The following is a 24,312-nucleotide window of genomic DNA, read 5'->3' as shown; positions in this document are numbered from 1 at the left end:
GTAACCATGAGCGACCCACGGATCACCTCGTCGATCTTTACCCGCGGCGCGGTCGACCTCAGCGCGCTGCGCACCCCCGCCCCCAGTCCCGCCCCGGCCCAGGCCGGTCCCCCCGCCGCCGCACCCGGCGGTTCCGTCGGTGGGGCCGCCGTCATCGACGTGACCGAGGCGAACATCCAGTCCGCAGTGCTCGAACGTTCGCTCACCACACCCGTCGTGGTCTTCTTCGGGGCCGCCGGCTATCCGGAGAGCGACCAGTTCGCGCCGGTGCTGGAGCGGCTGGCCGCCGAGGGGGGCGGCACGTGGCTCCTGGCCCGGGTCGACGTGCAGCAGCAGCCCCGGCTCGCGCAGATGTTCCAGCTCCAGGCGCTGCCGACCACGTACGCGATCGTCGGTGGCCGGCCGGTCGACGCCTTCCCGGGCGTGGTGCCCGAGCCGCAGCTGCGCCAGTGGCTCCAGGCGGTCCTGAAGGCCGGCGGCGTCTCCGTGGCCGAGCCGGAGGACCCCCGACTCGACGCGGCCGACGACGCCCTGATGGACGGCGACCTGGACGCCGCCGAGCAGGCGTACCGCAAGATCCTGGCCGAGACCCCGAACGACGCTGCGGCGGAGGCGGGCCTGGCCCAGGTCGGTCTCGCCCGCCGGGTGTCCGGCGCCGACCCGCAGACCGCGCTGGCCGCCGCCACGGCCAACCCCGACGACGTCGACGCCCAACTGCTGGCCGCCGACATCGAGGTGCTCAGCGGCCAGGCCGAGCAGGCGTACCAGCGCCTCGTCGGGCTGGTCCGGCGCACCGCCGGTGAAGATCGGGAAAAGGTACGCCAACACCTCGTCGGCCTGTTCACCATCGCCGGCCCGGAAGACCCGACGGTCGCCTCGGCCCGTCGCGCCCTGGCCAGCGCCCTGTTCTGACCCTCCAGCCACCGCCAGCGCGGGCCGGCGTACCGCCGGCCCGCCCCGACACCCACAAGGACGGGAGCCCAGGTGAGCGCGAGGAGTGAGCTTGCGAGCCCCGCAGTCGCGAGCGGGAGGTGGGTTCGGTGAGCGCGAGGAGTGAGCTTGCGAGCCCCGCAGTCGCGGACGACAGCGGCCCATGATGCGCCGGATCGCCGTCCTCGATGCGCCGAGCAACCTCGGCCTGCGCCCACCCACGCTCACCTCGGTCCCGGGCTGCGGCAAGGCACCCGGCGCGCTACGTGACCAGGGTCTGCTGCCCCGGCTGCGGGCCCGCGACGCCGGCTGCCTGACCTCGCCGCGCTACGACGCCGGTGACTGGCGACCGGGCGACGGGGTGTGCCACGCGCGAGAGATCGCCGACTACTCGGCGGCGTTGGCCGATCGGGTCGGCGCGATCATCGATCGGGGCGAGTTCCCACTGGTCCTCGGCGGCGACTGTTCGATCCTGCTCGGTTCGGCACTGGCCATGCACCGCCTCGGCGAGGAGGTCGGCGGCCGGATCGGCCTGATTTACGTGGACGGCCACTCCGACTTCCGGCACCCCGGCAACGCCTCCTATGTCGGGGCGGCGGCCGGTGAGAGCCTCGCCCTGGTCACCGGGCGGGGGCAGGCCGACCTGGCGGCCATCGAAGGGCGACGCCCCTATTTTCGCGACATCGACGTGGTGGTGCTCGGCATCCGGGCTCAGGACGAGTATCGGCTCGACCTGCAGGCCGCGGGGATCGTCACCCGTCCGGTGCCGGCGCTACGTGCCGAGGGGGCGGCGCGGACCGCCCAGTGGGCGCACGAGCAACTGGCCGACTGCGCCGGCTACTGGGTGCACGTCGACGTGGACGTACTCGACCCGGCCGTGATGCCGGCGGTCGACGCCCCCGACGCGGGCGGCATCGCCTTCGCCGAGTTGGAGATCCTGCTCGCCGGTCTGGTCGACACACCGCACTGCCTCGGCGTCGAGCTGACCGTCTTCGACCCGGACTACGACCGGGACGGCGCGTACGCCGCCGAGATCGTCAACACCGTGGTGGCGGGCCTGCGCCCGGTCACCGCGCCCGCGCCGCCGCTGACCCGGCCAGGCATCGGCCGGACGGACCGGACGGCACCCGCTCCCCGTCGGACCACCGAGCGCACGCCGGGCCGTGCCGACCGTGCGGACCTGAGCGCCGTCCCGGACCAGGCTGCTCGTGGCGACCTGAGCACTCGCCCGGACCAGGCCGCTCGTGGGGATCTGGTCGAACACGCGGATCCGAACGACCGTGCGGATCCGGACGATCGCGGGGATCTGGTCGCCCTTGGGGACCTGGATGGGCGCGCCCATCTCGCCGACGGTGCGGATCTGGCCGACGGTGGGGACCTGGGTGACCGTGCGGAGCAGGCCGTACGTGCGGCGGGCACTGTCGCTGTGCCGGATCCACGCGACACCGACTTCTCCGCCGGCCCGGGGTCCCTGCGTCGGCCGGCGGCGGAGGAGGGGTCGGCTGGCCCGGGCTCCTTGCGCCGGTCAGCGGTGGACGACCAGGCCGGGCCGGGTGCGGACGGTCTGCGCCCGGTGGCCGCCGAACCGACTGATGATCCGCGTGGGGCCGGTGGTCTGCGCCTGGTGCCCGCCGATTCGATAGGTGATCTGCGTGCGGCCGGTGGTCTACGCCCGGTCGTCGCTGAGCCGCCTGCCGCCCTCGCCAGCCCGACCGACTCGGATGCCCCGGCCGACGGACCCGCGTGACCCGGTTGCCTGGCCGACTCGGATGCCCCGGCCGACAGGCCCGGCTGACCCGGTTGTCTTGGCTGATCGGGATGCCTCGGCGGATGGGCCCGGCTGACCCGGTCGTCTTGGCTGATCGTCCCGGCCGACGGCCGGGGTGACCCGGCCGAGCCGGATGAGATCGGTGGCGGGGTCGGTCGGGGCGGTGACCCCGATGATCGACTCCGTTACGGCGGAATGGCGGTGATCCGGGTGCTTTGATCACGCCTCTCCGCCGAAACGGAGTCGATCATGGATGCCCGCGCGGAAGGCGGGTGGGGGTCAGGGTAGGGCGCGTAGGAAGCGTTCGGCGATGGGGGCGGCGGTGCCGCTGCCGGAGCCGCCCTTCTCGACGAAGACGGCGAAGGCGATGTCGCCCTGCCAGCCGACGAACCAGGCGTGCGTGTTCTTCGGGTTGTTGTCGTACTCGGCGGTGCCGGTCTTGCCGTGCACCGGCTCGCCCGGTACGTCCTTCAGGGCCGTGCCGGTGCCGTCGGTGATCACTGCCCGCATCATCTCGCGGACGGCCGTGACCGCCTCGGGCTTCAGCTCCGGGCCGGGCTCACCGGCCGGCTCCGGTGCCGGGTCGAGGACCAGCTTCGGTGCAGTGAAGGCCCCCTTGGCCACCGCCGCGGTCGCCGCCGCCATGGCCAGCGGGCTGACCACCGTGGTGCCCTGCCCGATCGCGGCGGCGGCCTGCTCGGTGGCACCCCCGCCGGCCGACACCTTTCCGGTGAACGCGTCGAGGCCCACCTGCCACTGACCTTCCAGGCCGAGACTCCGGCCGGTGGCGGCGAGCCCGTCGGCACCGAGTTGCGGGGCCAGGGCGGCGAAGGCGGTGTTGCAGGACTTGGCGAAGTTGGTGCGGAACGGCACCTCGCCGAGCTCGAAGTTGTTGGAGTTCTTGAACGAGCGGCCGTCGACGACGAGGGTCTTCGGGCAGTCCACGTCGGTGTCCGGGGTGACCGCGTCGCGTTCCACCAGGCCGAGTGCGCTGACCATCTTGAACGTGGAGCCCGGCGGCACCTGCGCGGTGAAGGCCAGGTTCTCCCCGGCGGCGCCGGGGCCGTTGGCGGCGGCGAGGACCGCGCCGTCGCTGATGCGTACGGCGACCAGGGCGGAGCGGCGTCGCTCACCCCGTAGCGCCTGGTCGGCTGCCTTCTGGGTGGCGACGTCGAGGGTCGTCTTGACGGGCTTGCCGGGCTGCGGCTCGCGCTGGAACACCTCGGTGCCGGTCGGCTCCAGCGTCCCGTCCTGCTTCGGCCGCTTGATGATCACGGTGAACCCGGGTGCGCCGCGGAGATGGTCGTCCCAACGGCCCTGCAACCCGCCGTGGCCGACCAGGTCGCCGGGGGCGTACCGGTCGGGGTGCTTGGCCAGGTCCTCGGCGTGCGCGGGGTCGACGGTGCCGAGCACCGCCCGGGCGAATTCCCGGGTCGGCGCGAGGTCGAGCTTGTCGCTCTGGAACTTCGTCCCGGGCAGGTCGTAGATCCGCGACCGGATCTGCCGGTACGCCTCGTCGCGCAGGGTGACCACCTCGACGAACGCGTCCGGTTTCGCCTCGTCCAGGCGTTTGGGCAGATCCGACAGGTCCACCGGTGGGGTGATCGCCGGGCGGATCGCGCGGAAGGCGGCGTCCAGCTCGCGGGTCATGGCCTTGACGTCGGTGACCTCGCTGGGTTGCAGCCCGACCCGGACCACGTCGCGCGGGGCCACGATCGGCTCGCCGGCGGCGTCGAGCACGGTGGCCCGGGGGGCCCGCACCCGTTGGAGTCCCAGCCGGTCACCCCGGGTGAGCTTCTCCTGGACGATCTGCGGCTCCCAGATCACCTGCCAATGGTCGTCGCGGCCCTGGGTGAGTCGCACCGGACGGTCGTACGCCCAGCTCGTCTCGTCCGGCAGGGTCCATTCCAACCGCACCGTCGCGGTGGCGGTGCTCTGCACCACCGTCGGGTCGCCCTGCCGGGTCAGCGTGAGCGGGGCGTCGACCAACTCGCCGGAGAGCTCCCGGATCTCCTGGGCGACGGTGGCGGCGGGCACCTTCGCCCCGGTCGGGTCGACGAAGCCGATCGTGTTCAGCTCACCGGTACGCCACCCCTTGAGGAAGGCGTCGACGGTGCGTTCCGGGCCGTCCTCGCCGGAGCAGGCGACCAGGCCTGCCGAGGCGACGAGACCGGCGACCACGGCGGCGAGACGTGACCAATTGTGGCGATGTCGGTGCGAGCGGTGCATCAGCGCTGGTTCCTCCTGGTCAGGCTGCCCTGCACGGTAGTACGTCCGGGCCGCCCGCACTGACCCGGTCGGCCGGGGTTTGGCGAAAAGACAGGCCGGTGACGATGTGATGAACAACATGAGCTGGGGTACTCCTGACCCGGCCGAACCTCGTACCGCAACGGGTGAAAGGACGACCGTCCGAGATCCGGAAGGCCGGTCATAGGTCCGCCGACGGATGAACCGGTCGGTCGGCCTAGGCTTGGCGGAAGAGTGACCCACAACGCGGTGGGTCGAGGGGAGTGGCACCGATGGACCGGCGTCCGGCGATCAAACCGGGACCCGACCTCCGGCAGGCTGACACCAGCCGGGACGACAGCTTCGACACGGTAACCGACGGAGACGGCTACGGCCGGCTCGATTCAGGAGCGACCGGCATGACCGGTTCGAGCATCGACACCCTCTACGATCTGGGTCTGCCACCAGAGGCGTTGGCAGGCGACGTGGAGGACAACGAGCTCGACGAGCCGGTACCCAACGCCGAGCGACTGGTGGCGCAGGCGGTCGCACTGGCCGGCGACGACCATGACGCGGCGACCCTGGTGGGGCGTTTCTGGCGGTTCGCGCCGGACGAGGAGCTGATCGGCTTCACCGCCGAGGAGATGCTCGAAGCCGCCCGAGACCACCGGGAGTTGGCCGAGCAGCGGGTACCTGGCGAGTTGAAGCTGCGGATCCACTCACCCGACGCAGAGCAGCATCACAGCGTCATCGAGATCGTCACCGACGACATGCCGTTCCTGGTCGACTCGGTGACCGCGCTGCTCAACAGCCATCACCTGGACGTGCACCTGCTGGTGCACCCGCTTGTCGTGGTGCGCCGCGAGCCGCTGGGCCGGCTGATCGAGGTGGCCGCCGACGTGGAACCGGACGACGCGATCGCCGGTGACCTGGTCGAGAGCTGGATGCACATCGAGATCGACCCGGTCCGCGACCCGGCGGAACGGGACAAGCTGCGCCGCGAGTTGCAGCGGGTGCTGACCGATGTGCGGGAGGCCGTCGAGGACTGGCCGAAGATGCGCCAGCAGGCCCTCTCCCTCGCCGACGACCTGGCCGCCGCGCGGACCAGCGACAACCGGCCACCGGTGCCGGAGAAGGACATCACCGACTCGGTGGAGTTGCTGCGCTGGCTGGCGCACGACCACTTCACCTTCCTGGGTTACCGGGAGTACCGGCTGGTGTCGGACTCGGACAAGGGCGGGCCGGCTCTGGAGGCGGTGCTCGGCACCGGGCTGGGCATTCTGCGACAGGATTCGCCGGAGGCGCGGGCGCTGTCGTCGATGACCCCGGAGGCGCACGAGAAGGTCGCCGAGAAGCGCCTGCTGATCATCACGAAGGCGAACTCGCGAGCCACGGTGCACCGCTCGGCGTACCTGGACTACATCGGTTTCAAGGTCTTCGACGACAACGGCGAGGTGGTGGGCGAGCGGCGGTTCCTGGGCCTGTTCTCCACCGCCGCGTACCGGACCAGCGTGCAGGAGCTGCCGGTGGTCCGCCGTAAGGTCGCCGAGGTGCTGGACCGCTCCGGCCTGAGCCAGCGCAGCCACTCCGGCAAGGATCTGCTCCAGATCCTGGAGACGTACCCGCGCGACGAGCTGTTCCAGATCAAGACCGACGACCTGTACCACGCGGTGATCGGCGTGCTGCGGATGGCCGGTCGCCGGCAGCTGCGGGTGTTCCTGCGCCGGGACGCGTACGGGCGGTTCATCTCCTGCCTGATCTACCTGCCCCGGGACCGGTTCACCACGCAGAACCGGCTGCGCATGCAGGACATCCTGCTGCGCGAGCTCAACGGTGTCGGGGTGGACTACACCACCCGGGTCACCGAGTCGATGCTGGCTCGGGTGCACTTCATCGTGCGTACCGATCCGGGCAACCCGCCCGGGGAGATCGACGCCGACCTGCTCGCCGAGGAGTTGGCCGACGCCACCCGGCTGTGGGACGACGACTACCGGCTGGTGCTGGAGCGCAAGCTCGGCGACGAGCAGGCCAAGCAGTTGTTCGTCAGGTACGCCGACGCGTTCCCGGAGGGCTACAAGGACGGGCACACGCCGTACGAGGCGATGAAGGATCTGGCGAAGCTGGAGCTGCTGGAGGAGCCCGGCCAGCTGGAGATGCACCTGTTCCGCAAGCAGCCGTTGCCGCGTGCGGTCGCCCGGGGAGCGGACGTCGACGAGTCGATGGACGTGCGGTTCAAGGTCTACCGGTACGGCGAGCCGATGATGCTCTCGGCGGTGCTGCCGGTGCTGCACTCCCTCGGCGTACGGGTGGTCGACGAGCACCCGTACGAGGTGGAACGCGTCGACGGGCGGATCTGGCTGTACGACTTCGGGCTGCGACTGCCCGAGGGGCACCAGGACCTGGCCGAGGTACGCCCGCACGTGGAGAACGCCTTCGCGGCGGCGTGGCGGGGCGAGGCCGAGGTGGACGGCTTCAACGAGCTGGTGCTGCACGCCGGGCTCACCTGGCGGCAGGTCGTGGTGCTGCGCGCGTACGCGAAGTACCTGCGGCAGACCGGCACCGTCTTCTCCCAGGACTACATGGAGTCGACGTTCATCGCGTACCCGCACCTGGCTCGGCTGCTGGTGCAGCTGTTCGAGACGCGGTTCGAGCCGGGCACGCTCACCACCGAGCAGCGTGAGCAGCGCAGCGCGGAGCTGGTCGCCGAGCTGGGCACCGCCCTGGACGACGTGGCAAGCCTCGACCAGGACCGGATCCTGCGGGCCTATCTGACGCTGATCCAGGCCACCCTGCGGACCAGCTTCTACCAGAAGCCGGGCAGCGGACGCCCGAAGGCGTACGTGGCGTTCAAGCTGGACCCGCAGGCGATCCCGGACCTGCCCGCGCCTCGGCCGAAGTTCGAGGTCTTCGTGTACTCGCCGCGCTTCGAGGGCGTGCACCTGCGGTACGGCCCGGTGGCCCGTGGTGGTCTGCGCTGGTCGGACCGGCGGGAGGACTTCCGTACCGAGGTGCTCGGCCTGGTCAAGGCGCAGATGGTGAAGAACGCCGTGATCGTGCCGGTGGGTGCCAAGGGCGGCTTCGTGCTCAAGCAGAAGCCGGGCGACCGGGACGAGGCGGTGGCCTGTTACAAGGAGTTCGTCGGCGCGCTGCTCGACGTCACCGACAACATCGTGGCCGGTGAGATCGTGCCGCCCGACGACGTGGTCCGGCACGACGGCGACGACCCGTACATGGTGGTGGCGGCCGACAAGGGCACGGCGACCTTCTCCGACATCGCCAACGAGGTCTCCGTCGCGCACAAGTTCTGGCTGGGTGACGCCTTCGCCTCCGGTGGCTCGGCCGGGTACGACCACAAGAAGATGGGCATCACCGCCCGGGGCGCCTGGGAGTCGGTCAAGCGGCACTTCCGCGAGATGGGCCACGACACCCAGAGCCAGGACTTCACAGTGGTCGGTGTCGGCGACATGTCCGGTGACGTGTTCGGCAACGGCATGCTGCTGTCGGAGCACATCCGGCTGGTGGCCGCCTTCGACCACCGGCACATCTTCCTGGACCCGGATCCGGACGCGGCGTCGTCGTACGTCGAGCGCAGGCGGCTGTTCGAGCTGTCCCGTTCGACCTGGGAGGACTACAACGCCGAGCTGATCTCGGCCGGCGGTGGGGTCTACTCGCGTACGGCGAAGTCGGTGCCGATCACGCCGCAGGTGCGCGCGGTGCTCGGGCTGGACGACGACGTCGAGCAGATGAGCCCGCAGGAGCTGATGAAGGCGATCCTCACCGCACCGGTGGATCTGTTCTGGAACGGCGGCATCGGCACCTACGTCAAGGCGTCCACGCAGAGCAACGCCGAGGTGGGCGACAAGTCCAACGACGCCATCCGGGTCAACGGCAAGGACCTGCGCTGCCGGGTGGTCGGCGAGGGCGGCAACCTGGGCTTCACCCAGCACGGCCGGATCGAGTACGCCCAGACGGGCGGTCGGATCTACACCGACTTCATCGACAACGCGGCCGGGGTGGACTGCTCCGACCACGAGGTGAACATCAAGATCCTGCTGAACACCGCGGTCGCCGACGGCGAACTGACCGTCCCCGAGCGGGACGAACTGCTCGCCGCGATGACCGACGAGGTCGCCGAGTTGGTGTTGCGGGACAACTACGACCAGGCCCGGGCGATCAACAACTCGCAGGCGCAGGCTGCCTCGCTGTTGCCGGTGCACCGCCGGATGATCACCGAGCTGGAGCGGTCCGGCACGTTGAACCGGGCCCTGGAGGCGCTGCCGTCGGACGAGGAACTGGCGGTACGCACCGAGTCGGGGTTGACCGCTCCGGAGTTCGCGGTGCTGCTCGCGTACGTGAAGATCGCCTTGGAGAAGGAGACCCTCACCGACGGGTTGGCCGACGAGGAGTGGACCAACGAGGTGTTGGTCAACTACTTCCCGACACCGATGCGTGAGCGGTTCGCCGAGCGGATGGGCCGGCACCGGCTGCGCCGCGACATCGTGACCACCGTACTGGTCAACGAGGCGGTCAACCGGGGTGGCATCTCGTTCATCTTCCGGGTGGTCGAGGAGACCGCGGCCCCGGCCGCGGACGTGATCCGGGCGTACGTGGTGGTCCGTGAGGTCTTCGGGCTGCGTGCGCTCTGGGACGCGGTGGAGGCGCTGGACAACAAGGTCGACCCGGAGTTGCAGACCGACGTCTACCTGGACACCCGACGGCTGCTCGACCGGGCGGTGCGGTGGCTGGTGACCAACCGCCGGTCGCCGATCGACGTACGCGCCGAGATCGATCGGCTGCGTGGCGGTGTGGCCCGGTTGCTGCCGCAGCTGGAGACGCTGTTCTACGGCACCGAGCGGGAGGCGATCGCGGCGCACATCGACGCGATGACCGAGCGAGGCCTGCCACGTGAGCTGGCCGAGCAGAGCACCCGTCTGATGTACAGCTTCGGTCTGCTCGACGTGGTGGAGACCGCCGCCGCCTCCGGGCGCGACGTGGGCGAGGTCGCCTCGGTCTACTTCGTGCTCTCCGACCGGTTCCGGGTCGATTCGCTGTTGTCGAAGATCTCGTTGCTGCCCCGCGAGGACCGGTGGCAGACGTTGGCCCGGATGGCGCTGCGCTACGACCTGTACGCCGCGTTGGCCGCGTTGACCGGCGAGGTGCTCGACTCCACTCCGGCCGACCTGCCGCCGTTGGAGCGGGTGCAGCAGTGGGAGCAGTCGAACGCGACCTCGATCCATCGGGCGGAGCGGGCGATGGGCGAGTTCGACGAGTCCCGGGCCGACCTGGCGGCCCTGTCGGTCCTGCTGCGGCAGATCCGGACGCTCGTCCGTACCTCGGCTGCCACCTGATCCGATCGCGACGGACGAACCGTGGCCCGGCGGGAGAACCGCCGGGCCACGGGCCGTTTCGGGGGTGGGTCAAGGGGGTGGGTCGGTCAGGGGGTCAGGGAGGCGAAGACGATCACGTTGTCGGGGTAGTCGCCGGTGACCTCGTCGAACTGGCCGCCGCAGGTGATCACCCGTAGACCGGGCCGGTCGTTGGGGCCGTACACCTGCTCGGTGGGGAAGGCGTCCTTCGGGTGGGAGACAACCGAGTCCACCTGGAAGCTGGCGGGCTTGCCGTCCGCGCGGGCGACGGTGATGGTGTCGCCGGGTTGCAGCGCGCCGAGGGAGAAGAAGACGGCGGGTCCGATGGCGGCCGAGTCGACGTGGCCGACGATCACCGCGTTGCCCACCTCGCCGGGGCTCGGACCGGGTTCGTACCACCCGGCCAGCAGCGCCTGATCCAGCGGGGGAACCTGCACCGTGCCGTCGGGATTGGTGCCCAGCGACATGATCTCCGCCTGGACCCCGATGCGGGGAATGCTGATCGTGGTGGGCGCGGAGCGGGGCAACGCGGCCGCCACATGTTCGCTGCCGAGGTCGGCGTCGTCGAACCGGGCGTCGGCCGGCGGGGTGGCTCCCGCCCGTGCCACCGGTTGGGGCGGGCGGACGGTCTCGGCACCCTTCAGTGAGGCGCCGATCAGCCCGGACCCCACCATCGCGAGCGCCACGACGACGGCGGCGCCGACGGCGCGCCACGGGTTACCGTGACGGCCGTCGGCCCGCCTCGTCGTCACGTCAGGCCGCGAACTCATCGGTCCGACGGCGACGCAACAGCACCAGGCCACCGAGGGCCGCAGCGCCGACCAGGCCCGCACCGGCGGTGGCCATGCTGCGGTCGGTGCCGGCGGTCAGGCCACCGTCACCACCGTCGACCCCACCGTGCGGCAGGACGACCAGCTCGCCCTCGCCGCAGGAACCCTCCAGCTTGTACGTGCCGGGCTTGGCGTCCTTGGCGATCCGGGCCTCGCCGTAGTAGACGAAGTCCTTCTCGTGCTCCCAGCCGTCACCCTTGCCGTGCTCGCCGCGGTCCTTCCAGTCCGACTCGGACTTCTCGCCGTGCTTGTCGTCCTCGCGGCCCTTCCAGTCGCGTTCGCCCTCCGCGTCCTGGCCGTGCTCGTCGCTCTTCCAGTCGCGCTCTTCGTCGCTGGCCGCGCCTCCGCCGGCACCGGCCTGGGGAGCGTCCTCGCGGCCCTGCCACTCGCCGCCCTCCTCGCCGGACTTCCAGTCGCCGCCGCGGTCTTCGCCGCCCTGCCAGTCCTTGCCGTCCTGGTCGGGCTTCCACTCGCCGCCGTCCTTGCCGCCCTGCCAGTCGCCGCTCTCGTCGCCGGGCTTCCAGTCGCCGCCGCGGTCTTCGCCGCCCTTCCAGTCCTTGCCCTCTTCGCCGCCGTGCCAGTCCTTGCCGTCCTTGTCGGACTTCCAGTCCTTGCCGTCCTTCTCGTGCTCGCGGCCCGGCCAGTCCTTGCCGTCCTTGCCGTGTTCGTAGGAGCCGTCCTCGCCGTTCCAGCCGCCGCGGTCCCATTTGCCGCCGTCGCGGGCCGGTTCGAGCTTGACCTTGCCGGTGACCTTGGACCAGACAAAGGCGTTCTCCTGCGGCTTTTCGCAGATCTCCACCAGCTTGATCTCTTCGCCGGGCTTTGCCGCGTGCGGCTTGGCGAAGACCTTGCCCTCGTTCTCGTGCGGCTGGCCGTCGGCGAACGCGGCCCCCGGCGCGAACACCAGCAGGGAGGCGCCGCCGAGGGCAGCCCCCGCCACGACCTTCCCGAGCATCTTCTTAGCCATGACCTGTGTCACTCCATCCCTGATTTGTCCTGCGGCCGGTTGCAACCGAGCCAGAACCGACGTTAGACCGTTTCATGACTTATGCAGGGAAAGATTCGTGTTTTGGCATTAGTTCCGGTAGTGGGTCCACGCGGATGGTTGATCCCGGCATGCCGGGCCGGCCCGAACTCGTCCCCGGTGTCCCTGTCGACGAGCGGCGTTCGCGCATGCAGGGGAGGTGGGCCGGTCGTCCGCTAGGCTCCGGAAGTATCGAGCCATTGCCATGGAAGCGCTCCCATGCAAGAATCGCTCCACGCGGTCAGCGGAGCCACACCGCGCAGGCAGGGAGTCGAGGGCAACCGGTCACACCGGACGACCACCCGCTGAGGCGACCGGGTCAGCCCCCGGTTGCCGCACCACCACCAACGCCCGTCCGGGTCGGGCGCTTTTACAAGAATCCCGTTGGCACCGGCGGCCGTCCATGCAGGGCGCCCTGGGGCCACGTGCCGGGCCGTACGCGGATCCGGTCTCGCCCAAGGAGATCAGTGGCATGAATCTGTGGAGAAAACTGTCCGGCCCACGCCGGGCCGTCGCGCTGGCCGGCGCGAGCGCGCTGGTCGCGGGCGGTTTGGTGACGCTGCCGGTCTCGGCTGCGTACGCGGCGACGCAGTGCGACGTGGCCTACACGACCAACGACTGGCCGGGCGGATTCACCGCCAACATCACGATCAGGAACATCGGCGACCCGATCAACGGGTGGACGCTGGGCTTCACCTTCCCCGACGGCAACCAGCGGGTGCAGAACGGCTGGTCGGCCCGGTGGTCCCAGTCGGGCCGGAACGTGACCGCGCAGAACGAGTCCTACAACGGGAACCTTTCCACCGGCGGCACCGCCAGCATCGGCTTCAACGGTGCGTGGAGCGGTAGCAACCCGCGTCCGACCTCGTTCACGATCAACGGCGTGGCCTGCAACGGCGGCAACCCGCCGCCGACGAGCCCGCCGCCCACCAGCCCGCCGCCGACCAGCCCGCCGCCGACGAGCCCGCCCCCCACCAGCCCGCCCCCCACGAGCCCGCCGCCCACCAGCCCGCCGCCCCCCGGCACCAAGGTGGACAACCCGTACCTGAACGCCAAGGGCTACGTGAACCCGGAGTGGAAGGCCAGGGCCGAGTCGGTTCCCGGCGGCAACCGGGTGTCCAACATCTCGACCGCCGTCTGGATCGACCGGATCGCGGCCATCGAGGGCACCGAGGACAGCCAGTCCAACGGCCCGATGGGCGTTCGGGACCACCTGGACGAGGCCGTGCGCCAGGGTGCCGACTACATCCAGTTCGTGATCTACAACCTCCCCGGCCGTGACTGCGCGGCGCTCGCCTCCAACGGTGAGCTGGGGCCGAACGAGCTGCCCAAGTACAAGGCCGAGTACATCGACCCGATCGCGGCGATCATGCGCGACACCAAGTACCGCAACCTCCGGATCATCAACGTCATCGAGGTCGACTCGCTGCCGAACCTGGTGACGAACACCTCGAACAACCCGGGTGGCACGGTCATGTGCGACACGGTGAAGGCCAACGGCGCCTACGTGAACGGTGTCGGCTACGCCCTGGCCACCCTGGGCTCGATCCCGAACGTCTACAACTACGTCGACGCCGGACACCACGGCTGGCTGGGCTGGGACAGCAACTTCACCCCGAGCGCCCAGGTCCTGAAGCAGGCCGCCACCGCCTCCGGCAGCACCGTCAACCACGTGCACGGGTTCATCACCAACACCGCGAACTACTCCGCGCTGATCGAGCCGTACGCGAAGGTCGACGCCACGGTGAACGGGCAGACGGTCCGGCAGGCCAAGTGGATCGACTGGAACTGGTACAACGACGAGCAGAGCTTCGCTCAGGCCTTCCGGCAGGAGCTGATCCGCCAGGGCTTCCCGAGCAACATCGGCATGCTGATCGACACCTCCCGCAACGGCTGGGGCGGCCCGAACCGGCCCACCGCCGCGGGTCCGACGACCAGCGTGGACGCCTTCATCGACGGTGGCCGGGTCGACCGTCGTATCCACAAGGGCAACTGGTGCAACCAGGCCGGTGCCGGTATGGGCGAGCGCCCGAAGGCCGCCCCGGCGACCGGTATCGACGCGTACGTCTGGGCCAAGCCCCCGGGCGAGTCGGACGGCTCCAGCCGCGAGATCCCGAACAACGACGGCAAGGGCTTCGACCGGATGTGCGACCCGACCTACACCGGTAACGACCGCAACGGCAACAGCCGCAGCGGCGCCCTGCCGGACGCCCCGATCTCGGGCGCCTGGTTCTCGGCGCAGTTCGCCGAGCTGATGGCGAACGCCTACCCGCCGCTGTCCTGACAGTCAGGCACACCCGCCGCCAGCGGTAGGTGAGGCACTGCGGCGGCAGGTTACCCGGGCCCCTGGTCCGACCGCACCGGTCGGACCAGGGGCCCACCCCTGTGCACGGCGAGGAATCCCCGCCGGGGGGTGAGGTCAGGGCACGGTCTTCTCGACCGCCGCCCGACCGGTCTCGGCCAGCTCCCGCCGCGCCCGCTCGATGTTCTCCGCGGTGGGATCCTGGCCTCGGGCCACCACCAGATCCTCGGGATCCCAGGGCTGTTCCGCGCCGGTGCGGATGTTGTCCGGAGCGGCGCCGGTGCCGGTGCCGGTGGCACCCGTTCCGGCGGCGTACGGATCACCGATGATCTCGTCGGTCGATTCGCCCCGGTCGGCCCGCTCGCCCGGTTCGGTGAACACCGGGGTGTCCGAATCGGGACCGCCCCCGGTCATCAGCTGGGGCACCCCGGAGTCGTCGTCGACCGCCGCGGCCACCTCGGGGCGCTCCTCCAGCGGCCGTTCCCGCCCACGCTCGGTCATCGTTGCCGCCCTCCTGTCCGCAGCCACATCAACCTGGCCCCCATCGGGGTACCCGCCAGGTGGGACGACATGCCTCACCGCCGAGCCGGCTCGGCGCACGGGAATCCCGTGGGCGGCACGAACAGCGTGCCGCTGGGACGGCACAGCAAACGGCGGACGCCTGCTTCCGCAGGACGCCCGCCGCTCGTGGTGGTCAACGACCGAGGACTCGGTCCAGGAAGTCGCGGTACTCGCGTACGGCGACCCGCAACTGCTCGGTGTCGGTGGCACCGGCCTCCTGCCAGCTGCCGAGCTTCTCCTTGTGCTGGGTCAACGCGGTCGACAGCGCCTGCATGGCCTCGTCGACCAGGGTCTGGGCCTCACCGGCCGCGGCCCGGGGATCGTCGACGAACCGCAGCTGTACGTCGCGCCAGCGGTCCCGGAAGCCCTGGGCCGTCGTGTCGTCGAAGAGCGTCGCCGCCCCGGCCGGTACGGCGGCGGTGGACCCGTTGGCGGCGACACCGGTCGCGGACTGCGTGTCCGGGTCGACCATCGCCGGCGTGGCGCTGCCGTAGCCGGCCCCACCGGCCGCCGCGGCCGCGGTGTCGGTTCCCGGCGACCGGTCCTCGTCGACCTCGTCGGAGCGGTCGGCCCGATGCGTCCCCGCGTCACGGGCGACATCGTCGGCCTCCGTCACCTCGGCCGGGTCGATCTCGTCGTGCCGTCCGCCGAACTCGGCCGTGGGGTCGGCGCGCAGCCCTTCACGCTCGCCGTCGACGGCACCGTCGCCGGGCCGGGCGGTGCGCTCCGCACGCGGGTCGGGCTCGTTCTCCGGACGGGGGTTCGCCAGCGCGGAAGCGGCCACCGCACCGCCGACCGAGGTGGCGCCGAAGGCCGTCGGCACCGGCCCCGGGTCGTGGAACTCGGCCCGCTCGTCGTCGTCGCCCGGTCGGCCGTCCCACGGCCGGTTCCGGTCCGCACCGGCCTCCGCGCGGGCGCCCCGCTCGTCGGTGCCGTCGAACTCGTCGGTGCTGTCGAACTCGTCCGTCGCGTGATCGTTGTCGGTGACCGGCACGGGGGTCGACCGTACGGTCTCGGGGTGGTCGTTGTTGAGCTGCTCTTGCTGCCGCATGGTGGTCTCCTCAGCGGTTGGTGGCGTCGTGGGCGGCGTCGGGCTGGCGCTGTTCCGGGGTTCGTGCCGCAGGCTCGGACCCGAGCAGGTCGGCGAAGAGGGCGCGGTAGTGGACGACGGCCTGGCGAAGGTCCTCCGTGCTGGCCTCGCCACGGCTGTTGCGCAGATGGATCTCGTGCGCGTCCCGGTAGTGGCTGAGCGTGCGGGCATGCTCGACGGACAGGTGTGCGATCTGGTCGGAGAAGTCACCGGTGGGGTAGCCACGTTCGGCGATCAGCCGGGTGACCAGTTCGTCGGCCTGCCCGACGGTTTCGGCGGGGGAGTCGACGAAACGGACCTGAAGTTCCTCCCAGGCCTCCGCGTACCGGGCCCGGGCGGCCGGGTCGAGGGGGATCAGTTCGAGTTCGGCGTGCCGGCGCTCGCGTTCGCGCAACTCCCGCTCGGCGGCGCTACGGCTGTCCTGTTCGGCGATGACGTGGTCGTACTCCGGCCCGAAGCGCTGTCGGAGCGCCCGGCGGCGGCCGGCCACCACCAGGGCCGCGGCGACGGCGGCGACGATCAGGATGATGAGGACGGTGACGACTATCTGCGTGGGCGACATGGCTCCTCCTTCGCCTGCAGGTATTCCCTCCGTCCACTGATCGCCAATCCCGTTCCGGAGCACTTTCCTCGCCCGCGTCGCCCCCTGGCGGCCACGGAGCCGCCGCGGTGTCCGCCGATTGCGGCGGCAACGGCCGGTTCGGGGTGGATTCGGGCGGTCTGCGCGTCAACCGAACGTTCGTCAACGTACCGGTAGTCTCGACGGACGGTAGTGCGGCGAGCGCGGATTACGTATCCTGCCCAAGGCGCCCGAGCCGGCGCCCCGGCGGACAACTGGGGCGTTTCCCGGCAACGGTGCTGCCCGGCCGTGCCGGAGCCCCTCCAGCCACCCTTCCGGGCGAGGTCCGATTGAACACCCGCGACTGGCCGATCCGCTCCAAGCTGACCGCCCTGGTCGTCGTGCCGGTGACCGCGCTGCTGGCGCTCTGGATATTCGCGACCACGCTCACCTTCGGCCCGGCGCTCGATCTGCTGGCCGCCCGGACTCTCCTGTACGACCTGGGCCGGCCCGGCGAGACGGTGGTGGCCGAGTTGCAGCGCGAGCGGCGGCTCTCGGTGGTGCAGCTCGCCTCGTCCCGTACCAACCTCCCGGCGCTGCGTGAGCAGCGGGAGCGCACCGACGCGGCAGTGACGCAGCTGCGCCTGCGGGTCTCGGGTGAGAAGTTCCGGGACGCCGCCGGTGAGCTGCTCGAAGCACGGCTGGACCGGCTGCTCGGCAAGCTGGAGGCGTTGCCGACGGGACGGGCGGCGATCGACCGCCGGGATCTGGATCGGATCGGCGCCGTCAATCTCTACAGCGACCTGGTCTCGGCGGCGTTCCACACCTTCGAGGCCCTGGCGAACCTGCCCGACCACGATCTCAACCGGGAGGCGCGGGCGCTGACCGACCTCGGTCGCTCCCGGGAACTTCTCGGGCAGACCGATGCGCTGCTGGCCGGGGCGCTGGCCGCCGGCGGATTCGCCAAGGGCGAGCACACGCTGCTCGTGCAGAGCATCGGTAACCAGCGGTTCCTCCTCGCCTCGGCGGTGGCCGACCTGCCCGCCCCCGAGCAGGCCGCGTACCAGCGCCTGGCCGAGCAGGACGGATTCGCGCGGCTGCGCGCGATGCAGGACGAGTTGATCGCCGCCGGGCCGTCGGGACGGGTCACCGTCGACGCGCGCGCCTGGCAGTCCGGGTACGACACCGTCCAGCAGTCGTTGCGCGACTTCGAGCTGACCCAGGCGGACGGACTGGCCGACCGGTCGGTGCCGATGGCGGTCAGCATCCTGGCCCGGCTGGCCGGCGCCGGGCTGCTCGGCCTGATCGCCGTGGTGGCGTCGTTGGTGGTGGCGTTGCGGATCGGCCGGTCCCTGGCACAGCGGCTCACGCTGATGCGCGGGCGGCTGAAGGAGACCGCGGAGCAGCGCCTGCCCGACGTGGTGGAGCGGCTGCGCCGGGGTGAACAGGTGGACGTCGCCCGGGAGACGCCGGTGGCCGACCAGGGCACCGACGAGATCGGCCAGGTGGCCCAGGCCTTCACCGAGGTGCAGAAGGTCGCCATCCGCGCGGCCCAGGTCGAGGTCACCCTGCGCCGTGGGCTCAACGAGGTCTTCCTGAACATCGCGCGTCGCAGCCAGGGACTGGTGCACCGCCAGCTCGCCCTGCTCGACCGGCTGGAACGCGACGCGGAGGATCCGGACCACCTGGCCGAGCTGTTCCGGGTCGACCACCTCGCGACCCGGCTGCGCCGGCACGCGGAGGACCTGGTCATCCTGGCCGGGGCCACGCCAGGGCGCGGCTGGCGCGAACCGGTCGCCATGGTGGACCTGATCCGGGGGGCGATCTCCGAGGTCGAGTCGTACGACCGGGTCGACATCACGGACCTGCAGCCCGCCGGCACGGTCGGTCGGGCGGTCGGCGACATCATCCACCTGCTCGCCGAGCTGATCGAGAACGCGACCGCCTTCTCACCGCCCGAGTCCCGGGTGCAGGTCTCCGGTGCGCACGTCGCCCACGGGTACGCGCTCTCCGTCTCCGACCACGGCCTGGGCATGACCGCGGAGGCCATCGAGGAGGCCAACCGCAAGCTGGCCCGGGCGCCGGAGTTCGATCCGGCGGAGACCGCCCGGCTCGGACTGTTCGTGGTGGCGCGACTCGCCGGCCGGCACGGCATCCGGGTGCGACTGCGCCGGTCGGACGGGGCGGGGCTGACCGCGGTGGTGCTGATTCCCACCGAGTTGATCACCGCCGAGCCGTCGGCGCTGCCCCCACTCGACGCGATGGAGGGTGGCGACGACGCCAGCATGGAGCAGCGGCGGCTGGTCCGGGCCACCCGACTCACGACCGTCCCCCGACCACGTACCCGTGGCGGGACGTCCGAGCGCCCGCAGTCGTCCCGCCCATCCACGAAGCTGGGCGGCCCGAGCCAGGCCTCGACCGTCGGTGCGGCCGAATCCGACGGTCTGCCCCGACGCATCCGACGGCGTCCGGTCGGCTCCACCGCCGAGCCGACCGCCTCCAGTTCCACCACCGAGGCGGCGGAACCAACCGCTGAGGCCGCCCCCGGACCCACCCCCGCCGAGCCCGCGGGGGCCAGCGCCGCGTCGGCCGGGTCGAGCGCCGAGTCGGCCGGGTCGGGCGTGGGGCCGGGCGGGACGGAGGCTGAGTCGGCCGCCGGGTCGCCGGGGGAGGCCGTGTCTGCGGGCGGCGACGGGGCCTCGGGGCGGACGGTGCCGACCGCGACGGACCGCGGTGCCGTGGTGGACGCCCCGACCATCCCACTGCCCGCGTTGACCCGCCGGTCGCCCGGATCGGGGGCACTCGACGGGCCGACCCTGCGTCAGCCCCTGACGATCCCCGCAGGCAGCGCCGGGCGGCTGGCCGAGCCGACGCCGCGCAGCCCGGAGGAGGCACGTCGGTTCATGTCGGCGCTGCAGTCCGGCACCGCGCAGGGCCGGCTGGCCGCCGCGCGTACGCAGTCGGCCGACGGTCGCCCCGCGGAGGTCGGCTCCACCGGCCGGGAGGGGCAGGGCGACCCGCCCGCCGGGCGTCCGTCGGACGAGACCGCCGCAGCGAACCGGGAAACGAGCACCGACGAGGCTGGACCGCCACCCGGCGGACCGGTCACCGTGGAATCCCTGACCGTTACTGAGAGGGACGCCTGATGCAATCGACGAGGCAGAGTGCCAATCTCGACTGGTTGCTCGACGATCTGGTGGAGCGCCTGCCCGCCGCGCGGCGGGCGGTGGTGCTGTCGGCGGACGGCCTGCTGCTCGGTTCCTCCGCCGAACTGGACCAGGCCGACGCCGAACACCTGTGTGCCCTGGCCTCCGGTCTCGCCAGCCTGGCCCGAGGCGCCAGCCGGCACCTGGCCGGCGGACCGGTCCGGCAGACGGTGGTGGAGATGGAGTCCGCGTACCTGTTCGTGACGGCGGCTGGGCAGGGCGCCTGCCTGGCCGTGGCGAGCGACACGGACGCCGACATCGGGCTGGTCGCGTACGAGATGGCCATGCTGGTGACCCGGGTCGGTGAGAACCTGCAGGCACCGGTCCGGGCGTCGCTGGGTGCCGCCGATGCGGACTGACTTACCGGGGCACCGACACGAGTGGCTTGACGACGACGCCGGGCCGGTGGTGCGGCCGTACACCCTGACCGGTGGCCGGGTGCGCTCCTGCGCGGACGGATTCGACCTGGTCGCGTACGTGTTGGCCAGCCCGAACCCGGATCTCGGCGCGTACCCGGAACTGCATCCCGAGCACCGGCTGCTCGTGGAACTGGCGGGCCGGGGCACGCCTGTGGTGGAACTCGCCGCCGATCTGGATCTGGCGGTGGGTGTGGTCCGGGTGCTACTTGGTGATCTGCTCACCCGGGGACTGGTCGCCGTGCAACAACCGCCGCGCGCCACGTACCTGCCCGACAACGACATCCTCAAGGCGGTGGTGGATGGACTCCGTGCGTTATGACGCCGAGCGTCAGGGTTCTCGGATCCCGATCGCGCTGAAGATCCTCATCGCCGGTGGCTTCGGCGCCGGCAAGACGACTCTGGTGAGCGCGTTGAGTGAGGTGCGGCCGCTGCAGACCGAGGAGATCCTCACCGGGGCAGGCGTCGACACCGACGACATCTCCGGCGTCGAGGGCAAGTCGACGACCACGGTGGCGATGGACTTCGGACGAATCACCATCAACGACGATCTCCAGCTGTACCTGTTCGGTACGCCGGGACAGGACCGTTTCTGGTTCCTCTGGGACGAGTTGGCCTTCGGGGCACTGGGTGCCGTGGTGCTCGCCGACACCCGCCGGCTGGCCGACTGCTTCCCGTCGATCGACTACTTCGAGCAGCGGGGCGTGCCGTTCGTGGTCGGGGTCAACTGCTTCGACGGCTCGCAACGGTTCAGTCTGGAGGCCGTACGCCGGGCCCTGGACCTCGACCCGGACGTGCCGATGGTGCTCTGTGACGCCCGGGACCGGCAGTCCGGCAAGGCGGTGCTGATCTCCCTGGTCGAGCACGTGGCCCGGCAGCGGGGCGAGCCGGTGCCGGCGGCGTGACCACCGCCGGCACCGGGCGGCAGGTCTAACCCGGCGGTGTCGGGGGAAGGTTTCTGATGGCGAGGCAGTGTCCAGCGGAGAGGTGACACCTGGTGGCAGGTCGAGGCGAGATCGTTTACATCGGCGGATACACCGCGCACAGCGGCGGCCGGGGCGCGGGGATCGTCGCCGTCCGACGTGACCGGGACTCCGGCGAGTTGACCTCGCTGGGCACCGTCGCGGTCGCCGCCTCGCCGTCGTTCCTCGCCCGTCATCCCCGCCGGCCCGTGCTCTACGCGGTGAACGAGCTGCCCGACGGGCAGGTAAGTGCCTGGCAGGTGGGGCCCGAGGGCGAACTGACCGAGATCGGCTCGTGGGCGACCGGCGGGGCCGAGCCCTGCCACCTGGCCGTCGCGCCGGACGGCCGGTTCCTGTTCGTGGCCAACTACGGTGGCGGGAGCGTGACCGTCTTCCCGCTCGACGCCGACGGGGTGCCGGGCGAGCGCAGCGACGTGGTGGAGCATTCCGGTCACGGGCCGGATCCGGAGCGTCAGGAGCGGGCCCACGCGCACATGGTCTCGCCCGGGGTCGGTGGTAAGCCGCTGCTCGCGGTCGATCTCGGCACCGACTCGATCTACCGGTACGACCTCGACGACGCCTCCGGACGGCTGGTGCCTCGGCCACCCCGGGTGCGTACGCCCGCGGGGGCCGGCCCCCGCCACCTGGCTTGGCATCCGGACGGACGCCGCTGCTACGTCTCCGGGGAGTTGGACCGGTCGGTGCTGGTCTACGAGGCGGACGAGGACAGCGTGCTGCACCAGCGCGGGCGGGTCGACGCCAGCGACCGGGCCGGGCACGTCCAGCCGTCGGAGATCGCCGTTGACGCGGACGGTCGCCATCTCTACCTGGCCAATCGGGGGGTCGGCACGATCTCCGTCTTCGCGCTCGGGGCGGGTCTACCGGAACTGGTCGATGAAGTGGAGACCGGCGGTGAATGGCCCCGCCATTTCGTGTTGATCGGAGCGCATCTCTACGTCGCGGATGAGCGGGCGGACATGGTGCGCACCTTCCGGGTCGATCGGGAGACCGGGGTGCCGGTGGCGATCGGTGAGCCGTTGCCGATTCCCAGCCCTACTTGCGTTCTGCCCTGATCGTGGTGGTGGACAGCGATCCATCCACATTGCGCCGCTGAGTCGTCACTCAGAGTTACTAAATCGCGGTAAACTGTTTCTCCTCTGTAACTTTCGTCCGAACGGCCATGGCAGTCCCATGGCCGGGTCCGCAAGATGGTCAGCGTGTCAGCAGGCCGCCATCGCATGCGTTCAGGTATTCACGGTGCCGCCGCCGCAGCAGCGGTCGGCGTGCTCGTCGTCACCGCCGGTGGGTGGGTGGGCTATCGCCAGCTCGCCGGCCCGGACTGCTCTGGCAAGATCGAGTTGTCGGTCGCGGTCGCGACCGAACTCGCGCCGGCGGTCGACGCGGCGGCCTCCGAGTGGGAGCAGAAGGGTGCCGCAGTCGACGGCACCTGCATCGATGTGACCGTAGCGGCCGCCGACGCGGTCGAGGTGGCGGCGGTGGTGGCGGCCAAGCACGGTGCCACCCTGGCCGGCGTCGGTCAGGCCAGCGGCACGGCGGTGAGCCCCGACGTCTGGATCCCGGACTCCTCGACCTGGTTGCTGCGGTTGCAGACCGGTGGCGCGGCGGCCTTCGCGCCGGGCAACGGCGCCTCCATCGCCAGCAGCCCGGTGGTGGTCGCCATGCCGGAACCGAGGGCCGAGGTGCTGGGCTGGCCGCAGCAGGAAATCGGCTGGACCGAGCTACTGGCCCGGGTCAACAGCGACCGGCCGCTGAAGACCGGCATCGTCGAGCCGACCCGCGACGCCGCCGGACTGTCCGGACTGCTGTCGCTGATGACGGCGGCCTCCTCCGCCGGCGGTGCCACCGCCGAGCAGGACCGCATCGGCGCGCTGCGGGCGCTGGCCTCGGGCGCCTCGGCGCTGCGCCAGGACCTGCTCGCCAAGTTCCCCACCGCGTCGGACGGCACCACGTTGGCCAGCTCGCTGGGCGCGGCGGCGCTGTCCGAAGAGGACGTCATCCAGTACAACGCGAAGAAGCCGCCGGTACCGCTGGCAGCGCTCTACCTGAAGCCGTCGCCGCTGCCGCTGGACTACCCGTACGCGGTGCTGCCGGGCATCGAGCCGGCCAAGGACTCTGCCGCCCGGGTGCTGTTCGAGGTGCTCACCACACCTTCGTTCAAGGACAAGCTGGCGGCCCAGGCGCTACGCGGGCCGGACGGCAACTGGGGCAGCGGCTTCGAGCCGCCGAAGGGCGCACCGAGCCCGGCCGGTGGTGACCCCTCCGCGGCGCCACCTCCCCAGGGCGGCATCGCCGCCGGTGGCCTGGCGCCGGACGCGGTGGAGCGGGCCGTCTCCAGTTGGTCCATCGCCACCCTCTCCGGTCGGATGCTCTGCATCATCGACGTGTCCGGCTCGATGAAGAAGGCGGTGCCGACCGCCAACGGGGCGACCCGGCAGCAGGTCACCGCGGAAGCGGCCCGGCGGGGTCTGAACCTGTTCGACGATTCCTGGTCGATCGGCCTGTGGGTCTTCTCCACCCGGTTGGACGGCTCGCGTGACTACCGTCAGGTGGTGCCGACCGGCCCGCTGTCGCGGCAGCGCAGCACCCTGGAGCGGAGCCTGGACACGATCACCTCGTCGAGCGGCGACACCGGTCTGTACGACACGCTGCTGGCCGCGTACAAGGACGTGCAGCAGAACTGGGAGCCGGGCAAGGTCAACTCGATCGTGCTCTTCACCGACGGCAAGAACGAGGACGCCGACGGCATCTCGCAGCGGCAGCTGCTCGCCGAGCTGAAGCGGATCAAGGACCCGGATCAGCCGATCCAGGTGATCATCATCGGCATCGGCACCGAGGTCAGCAAGGCGGAGCTGGACACCATCGCACAGAGCGCCGGTGGGGGTGCGTTCGTCGCCGCGGACCCGACTAAGATCGGTGACATCTTCCTGCGAGCGATCGCCCTGCGGAAGGCGCCAGCCTGATCAGCGCCTCAAGAGCGAGCCCTGCGGTATCGGGGAAACCCTTACCACAGGCCAGCTTCCGGCTGGTTACCCGGCACGGAAAGTGACGGCA

At 71.2% G+C, this 24,312-nt stretch carries 15 protein-coding genes and 1 pseudogene; 10 read left to right on the top strand and 6 right to left on the bottom strand.

What is annotated here, in order from left to right:
- Positions 1-6: 6 nt before the first annotated feature.
- On the top strand, positions 7-912 hold the full coding sequence (locus EG812_RS25730) for a tetratricopeptide repeat protein (RefSeq protein WP_013735599.1): 906 nt from the start codon (positions 7-9) through the stop codon (positions 910-912).
- 181 nt (positions 913-1,093) lie between these two features.
- Positions 1,094-2,084 (top strand): annotated as a pseudogene (locus tag EG812_RS29780) (arginase family protein); the annotation flags it as partial.
- A gap of 893 nt (positions 2,085-2,977) precedes the next feature.
- Here the strand turns inward: EG812_RS29780 and EG812_RS25720 are convergent.
- Complete coding sequence (locus EG812_RS25720) at positions 2,978-4,927, bottom strand: penicillin-binding transpeptidase domain-containing protein (RefSeq protein WP_013735597.1); 1,950 nt, start codon at positions 4,925-4,927, stop codon at positions 2,978-2,980.
- 290 nt (positions 4,928-5,217) lie between these two features.
- Here EG812_RS25720 and EG812_RS25715 point away from each other — a divergent pair, with 290 nt between their 5' ends.
- The gene (locus EG812_RS25715) at positions 5,218-10,272 is read left to right on the top strand and encodes an NAD-glutamate dehydrogenase (RefSeq protein WP_013735596.1); all 5,055 of its coding nucleotides are present in this window, start codon (positions 5,218-5,220) and stop codon (positions 10,270-10,272) included.
- An 86-nt stretch (positions 10,273-10,358) separates the two neighbouring features.
- Here EG812_RS25715 and EG812_RS25710 read toward each other — a convergent pair whose 3' ends face one another.
- Positions 10,359-11,042, bottom strand: a complete 684-nt coding sequence (locus tag EG812_RS25710; RefSeq protein ID WP_126713074.1) for a class F sortase — start codon at positions 11,040-11,042, stop codon at positions 10,359-10,361.
- Position 11,043: 1 nt separating this feature from the next.
- Complete coding sequence (locus EG812_RS25705; protein ID WP_126713059.1) at positions 11,044-12,087, bottom strand: GVDTG sorting domain-containing protein; 1,044 nt, start codon at positions 12,085-12,087, stop codon at positions 11,044-11,046.
- Positions 12,088-12,616: 529 nt separating this feature from the next.
- On the opposite strand from EG812_RS25705, the gene EG812_RS25700 reads away from it, so the two are divergent.
- The gene (locus EG812_RS25700) at positions 12,617-14,428 is read left to right on the top strand and encodes a glycoside hydrolase family 6 protein (RefSeq protein ID WP_126713058.1); all 1,812 of its coding nucleotides are present in this window, start codon (positions 12,617-12,619) and stop codon (positions 14,426-14,428) included.
- Positions 14,429-14,563: 135 nt separating this feature from the next.
- Here EG812_RS25700 and EG812_RS25695 read toward each other — a convergent pair whose 3' ends face one another.
- The 3 genes from EG812_RS25695 to EG812_RS25685 all read right to left on the bottom strand — a co-directional run bounded on the left by EG812_RS25695 (position 14,564) and on the right by EG812_RS25685 (position 16,659).
- On the bottom strand, positions 14,564-14,947 hold the full coding sequence (locus tag EG812_RS25695; protein WP_013735591.1) for a hypothetical protein: 384 nt from the start codon (positions 14,945-14,947) through the stop codon (positions 14,564-14,566).
- Between the two features lie 193 nt (positions 14,948-15,140).
- Entirely contained in the window at positions 15,141-16,058 is a 918-nt protein-coding gene (locus EG812_RS30335) for a hypothetical protein (protein WP_126713057.1), read from the bottom strand.
- A 10-nt stretch (positions 16,059-16,068) separates the two neighbouring features.
- Positions 16,069-16,659 (bottom strand): hypothetical protein, encoded by a 591-nt coding sequence (locus EG812_RS25685; RefSeq protein ID WP_126713056.1) that lies wholly within the window; start codon positions 16,657-16,659, stop codon positions 16,069-16,071.
- A gap of 347 nt (positions 16,660-17,006) precedes the next feature.
- On the opposite strand from EG812_RS25685, the gene EG812_RS25680 reads away from it, so the two are divergent.
- The 6 genes from EG812_RS25680 (at position 17,007) to EG812_RS25655 (ending at position 24,221) form a co-directional block, all read left to right on the top strand.
- The gene (locus tag EG812_RS25680; protein WP_126713055.1) at positions 17,007-19,802 is read left to right on the top strand and encodes a sensor histidine kinase; all 2,796 of its coding nucleotides are present in this window, start codon (positions 17,007-17,009) and stop codon (positions 19,800-19,802) included.
- Positions 19,802-20,221, top strand: a complete 420-nt coding sequence (locus EG812_RS25675; RefSeq protein WP_013735587.1) for a roadblock/LC7 domain-containing protein — start codon at positions 19,802-19,804, stop codon at positions 20,219-20,221. Before EG812_RS25680 ends, EG812_RS25675 begins: the two co-directional genes overlap by 1 nt.
- Positions 20,211-20,600 (top strand): DUF742 domain-containing protein, encoded by a 390-nt coding sequence (locus EG812_RS25670; RefSeq protein WP_043725610.1) that lies wholly within the window; start codon positions 20,211-20,213, stop codon positions 20,598-20,600. Before EG812_RS25675 ends, EG812_RS25670 begins: the two co-directional genes overlap by 11 nt.
- Positions 20,581-21,183: a GTP-binding protein gene (locus EG812_RS25665; RefSeq protein ID WP_013735585.1), complete on the top strand. Its 603-nt coding sequence runs from the start codon at positions 20,581-20,583 to the stop codon at positions 21,181-21,183. The genes EG812_RS25670 and EG812_RS25665 overlap by 20 nt, the downstream gene beginning before the upstream one ends.
- A gap of 92 nt (positions 21,184-21,275) precedes the next feature.
- Positions 21,276-22,313, top strand: a complete 1,038-nt coding sequence (locus EG812_RS25660) for a lactonase family protein (protein WP_126713054.1) — start codon at positions 21,276-21,278, stop codon at positions 22,311-22,313.
- Positions 22,314-22,457: 144 nt separating this feature from the next.
- The gene (locus tag EG812_RS25655) at positions 22,458-24,221 is read left to right on the top strand and encodes a substrate-binding domain-containing protein (protein WP_043725606.1); all 1,764 of its coding nucleotides are present in this window, start codon (positions 22,458-22,460) and stop codon (positions 24,219-24,221) included.
- Positions 24,222-24,312 lie beyond the last annotated feature (91 nt).

This window comes from Verrucosispora sp. FIM060022 (genome assembly GCF_003977705.1).
Lineage (GTDB): Bacteria > Actinomycetota > Actinomycetes > Mycobacteriales > Micromonosporaceae > Micromonospora > Micromonospora gifhornensis.
Note: the sequence above shows the minus strand (reverse complement) of the source record. Positions and strands in the feature narration are given on the sequence as shown.

What these genes read in the sequence shown, in the direction of transcription:
- EG812_RS25670 (WP_043725610.1), top strand. Translation starts at nt 20,211, where the DNA reads ATGCGGACTGACTTACCGGGGCACCGACACGAGTGGCTTGACGACGAC.
- EG812_RS25705 (WP_126713059.1), bottom strand. Translation starts at nt 12,087, where the DNA reads ATGGCTAAGAAGATGCTCGGGAAGGTCGTGGCGGGGGCTGCCCTCGGC.
- EG812_RS30335 (WP_126713057.1), bottom strand. Translation starts at nt 16,058, where the DNA reads ATGCGGCAGCAAGAGCAGCTCAACAACGACCACCCCGAGACCGTACGG.
- EG812_RS25695 (WP_013735591.1), bottom strand. Translation starts at nt 14,947, where the DNA reads ATGACCGAGCGTGGGCGGGAACGGCCGCTGGAGGAGCGCCCCGAGGTG.
- EG812_RS25715 (WP_013735596.1), top strand. Translation starts at nt 5,218, where the DNA reads ATGGACCGGCGTCCGGCGATCAAACCGGGACCCGACCTCCGGCAGGCT.
- EG812_RS25720 (WP_013735597.1), bottom strand. Translation starts at nt 4,927, where the DNA reads ATGCACCGCTCGCACCGACATCGCCACAATTGGTCACGTCTCGCCGCC.
- EG812_RS25685 (WP_126713056.1), bottom strand. Translation starts at nt 16,659, where the DNA reads ATGTCGCCCACGCAGATAGTCGTCACCGTCCTCATCATCCTGATCGTC.
- EG812_RS25675 (WP_013735587.1), top strand. Translation starts at nt 19,802, where the DNA reads ATGCAATCGACGAGGCAGAGTGCCAATCTCGACTGGTTGCTCGACGAT.
- EG812_RS25700 (WP_126713058.1), top strand. Translation starts at nt 12,617, where the DNA reads ATGAATCTGTGGAGAAAACTGTCCGGCCCACGCCGGGCCGTCGCGCTG.
- EG812_RS25665 (WP_013735585.1), top strand. Translation starts at nt 20,581, where the DNA reads ATGGACTCCGTGCGTTATGACGCCGAGCGTCAGGGTTCTCGGATCCCG.
- EG812_RS25730 (WP_013735599.1), top strand. Translation starts at nt 7, where the DNA reads ATGAGCGACCCACGGATCACCTCGTCGATCTTTACCCGCGGCGCGGTC.